The following is a 3,553-nucleotide window of genomic DNA, read 5'->3' as shown; positions in this document are numbered from 1 at the left end:
GCGGGCCCGCACTTGTTATGGACAGTGGCGCCCCGTAAGGGGCGCGGGGAACTGCGCGACAAGCCACGACGCGCCCGCAGACGGGGCGCTGGCTCGGGCCCCGGGGCGGTGCGTCGGCTGCGGGCAGTCGGTGGCCGATCGCGCAGTTCCCCGCGCCCCTACGGGGCGCTGTGCGTCAGCCCCTGCGGCCCAGCAGCTTCCAAGCCGCCGGAAGCGCCCCCATGGCGAGCGCGGCCTTGAGCGCATCACCGATGAGGAACGGGGTGAGCCCCGCCGCGACCGCCTGCGACATGGTCATGTGCGTGGCAAGCGCCAGGTACGGCACGCCGATCGCGTAGATGATCGCCGACCCCAGCGCCATCGTCCCGGCGGTCCGCAGGACCGAGCGGTCCGCGCCCCGGCGGGCCAGCGCCCCCACGACCGTCGCCGCGAGCAGCATGCCCAGCACATAGCCGAAGGACGGGAACGCCGCCCCCGAGCGGGCCTCGGCGAACCACGGCATGCCGGCCACGCCCGCGACGGCGTAGAGGGCGAGGGAGAGGAAGCCACGGCGCGCGCCGAGCGCGGTGCCGACGAGCAGGACGGCGAAGGTCTGGCCGCTGACCGGCACCGGCGAGCCGGGCACGGGCACGGTCAGCTGAGCGGCGAGGCCGGTCAGGGCGGCGCCGCCGAGGACCAGGGCGGCGTCGCGGACGCGGGCCCGGCCGGCCGTCGAGGCCGGGAGCAGATCGGCGAGGACCGTACCGGTCCGGGGGGCACGGGAAACAGCGGCGGCGGTGGCCATCGGTACTCCGCGGGGTGAAGGGCTTGTAAGGACACGGTGACGTTAACCGAGGCTCACGCGCCGGACACGGGCCGCAAGCGACAAAGGCGCCACGCCCCGCTTGGCGGGTTCCGCCCGTCGGCGGGCCTTTCCACCGGGCTTCTGTACGGGTTCTGCAGGGCTTCTGGACGGTGCCCGCGGCGAGCGCGTGATGCTGGTCACGACGGGCCCCGCGCGGCTTGGCTACAGGCCCCGGCCCGGGAGATCGTGGGAGGATCCCTTTACTTGCGCGATTCGCACGCGCATCCGCAAAAGCGCAGAGAGCCACAGGGCCTCCCGCACCGGCCCCGCACAGATCCGAGAGTCCGAGCCCCATGCACGACGAACAGCCCCTCGCCGAGCCGCTGGCTGGCGAGAGAGAACCACTGGCCGCGGGGCTCAAGCAGCGGCATCTGACGATGCTCGGTCTGGGCGGCGTGATCGGCGCCGGCCTCTTCGTCGGCTCGGGTGCCGGAATCGCCGTGGCGGGGCCCGGGATCATCGTGTCGTACCTGATCGCGGGCGCCCTGGCCATGCTGGTCATGCGCATGCTGGGCGAGCTCTCGGCGGCCCTGCCGGCCTCGGGCGCCTTCTCGGTGCACGCCGAGCGGGCGCTGGGCCGCTGGGCCGGGTTCACGGTCGGCTGGCTGTACTGGTTTCTGCTGGTGGTCGTCCTGGCCGTCGAGGCGACCGGCGCGGCGCAGATCGCGCACGGCTGGGCGCCGGCGGTCCCGCAGTGGGCCTGGGTGCTGGTCTTCATGATCGTCTTCACGTCCGCGAACCTCGCGGCCGTGAAGAACTTCGGTGAGTTCGAGTTCTGGTTCGCCGCGCTCAAGGTCGGCGCGATCGTGCTCTTCCTCGGGCTGGGGCTGCTCGCGATCTTCGGCCTGCTGCCGGACACCGACGCGGTGGGAATGAGCAACCTCACCGGGCAGGGCGGTTTCCTGCCGCACGGCTGGAGCGGCGTCGTCTCCGGCGTCCTCGCCGTCGTCTTCGCCTTCGGCGGGCTGGAGGTCGTCACCATCGCCGCCGCCGAGTCCGACGACCCGGCGCGCGCGGTCGCCCGGGCGGTGCGCAGTGCCGTGTGGCGCATCCTCTTCTTCTACGTCGGCTCGATGCTCGTCATCGTCACGCTGCTGCCCTGGACGGCGATGAAGCCGGGCCTGAGCCCGTACGTCGCCGTGCTGGACCACCTCGGGGTGCCGGGGGCCGGCCAGATCATGAACATCGTGGTCTTCGTCGCGCTGCTGTCGGCGCTCAACGCCAACCTCTACGGCTCCTCCCGCATGATCTTCTCGCTGGCCGAGCGCGGCGAGGCGCCGCGCGCGCTGCTGAGCGTCTCGCGCGGCGGGGTGCCGCTCCGCGCGGTGCTCGCCTCGGTCGCCTTCGGCTTCGCGTCGGTCATTCTCAATCTGGAGTGGCCCGACTCGATCTTCCGCTATCTGCTCAACGCGGTCGGCGCGGTCCTGCTGTTCGTCTGGGCCCTGATCGCCGTCTCCGAATTGCGGCTGCGGCGCCGGATCGAGCGGGAGACCCCGGACCGGCTGGCGCTGAAGATGTGGCTCTTCCCGTATCTCACCTGGACCGCGCTGGCCGCCATGGCCGCCGTGCTGGTCCTCATGCTGACCGACAGCGAGGCCCGGCCGCAGCTGCTGTGGTCGGCGGCCGCGACGGGTGCCGTGCTCGTCGTGGCGGGCCTGCGCGAGCTCCGGCTGCGCCGGGGCGCTCCCCGGGCGCGCTGAGGACGGCGGGGGAGCGCGGTACGGACCACGGGCGCGCGCCGGCGTCCACCGGCCCTCCTCCCGGATTCCGCTTCTTCGCGGAATCCACCTCCATCAATTCGTTATCAGACGTTTCTGGCGGTTCATTTCTGCCGATATGTCAGGCACACAAGGTCACGGGTGTGTCTGAATATCGGACACATGTGTCCGGGGTGTTGTCCTCAGCGAACATGAACCCCACACTGAGGCAACTTTTCCGCTCACACGCAACGGGGCTCTCACGATCATGACTGGCATACCCCCCTCGCAGGAGTGCGAGGCCCCCGACACGATTCCGGCCACCGCGCCGCAATCCCCCGACTCCTCCGGTTCCTCCTCCGCCCTGACGCACGGCCTCAAGCAGCGCCATCTGTCGATGATCGCGCTCGGCGGCGTCATCGGGGCCGGGCTCTTCGTCGGCTCCGGCGCGGGCATCGCGGCGGCCGGCCCGTCGATCGTGCTGGCGTATGCGGTCTCCGGCATCCTCGTCATGCTCGTGATGCGCATGCTCGGTGAGATGTCGGCCGCCAACCCGGCCTCCGGCAGCTTCTCGGTGCACGCCGAGCGGTCCATCGGCCCGTGGGCGGGCTTCACGGCCGGCTGGGTCTTCTGGACGCTGCTGTGCGTCGCCGTCGCCGCCGAGGGCATCGGCGCGGCAGGCATCATGACCAGCTGGTTCCCCGGCACCCAGTCGTGGATGTGGGTCGCGCTCTTCATGGTCGTCTTCACCGGGACCAATCTGGCCGCGGTGAAGAACTTCGGCGAGTTCGAGTTCTGGTTCGCCGCCCTGAAGGTGGCCGCCATCGGCGTCTTCCTGATCCTCGGCGTCCTCGCCATCGTCGGCGTGCTGCCCGGCACGGACTCCCCCGGCGCCGACAACCTCACCGGTCACGGCGGCTTCTTCCCCACCGGCCTGGACGGCCTCGTCGTCGGCCTGCTCGCCTCCGTCTTCGCCTACGGCGGCCTGGAGACGGTCACCAACGCCGCGGCC

The 3,553-nt window shown here is 71.6% G+C and carries 3 protein-coding genes; 2 read left to right on the top strand and 1 reads right to left on the bottom strand.

From position 1 onward, the window contains the following. Positions 1 to 175 precede the first annotated feature (175 nt). Entirely contained in the window at positions 176 to 784 is a 609-nt protein-coding gene (locus AB0K09_RS31450; RefSeq protein ID WP_366068802.1) for a biotin transporter BioY, read from the bottom strand. A gap of 353 nt (positions 785 to 1,137) precedes the next feature. On the opposite strand from AB0K09_RS31450, the gene AB0K09_RS31445 reads away from it, so the two are divergent. Both AB0K09_RS31445 and AB0K09_RS31440 read left to right on the top strand, forming a co-directional pair. Beyond that, on the top strand, positions 1,138 to 2,544 hold the full coding sequence (locus tag AB0K09_RS31445; RefSeq protein ID WP_366068801.1) for an amino acid permease: 1,407 nt from the start codon (positions 1,138 to 1,140) through the stop codon (positions 2,542 to 2,544). 265 nt (positions 2,545 to 2,809) lie between these two features. Continuing rightward, a partial coding sequence (locus AB0K09_RS31440; protein WP_366068800.1) for an amino acid permease occupies positions 2,810 to 3,553 on the top strand: 744 nt, incomplete at its 3' end.

The sequence above is a fragment of the Streptomyces sp. NPDC049577 genome (assembly GCF_040675635.1).
Taxonomy (GTDB): Bacteria; Actinomycetota; Actinomycetes; order Streptomycetales; family Streptomycetaceae; genus Streptomyces.
This window is presented reverse-complemented; position numbering and strand designations above follow the sequence as displayed.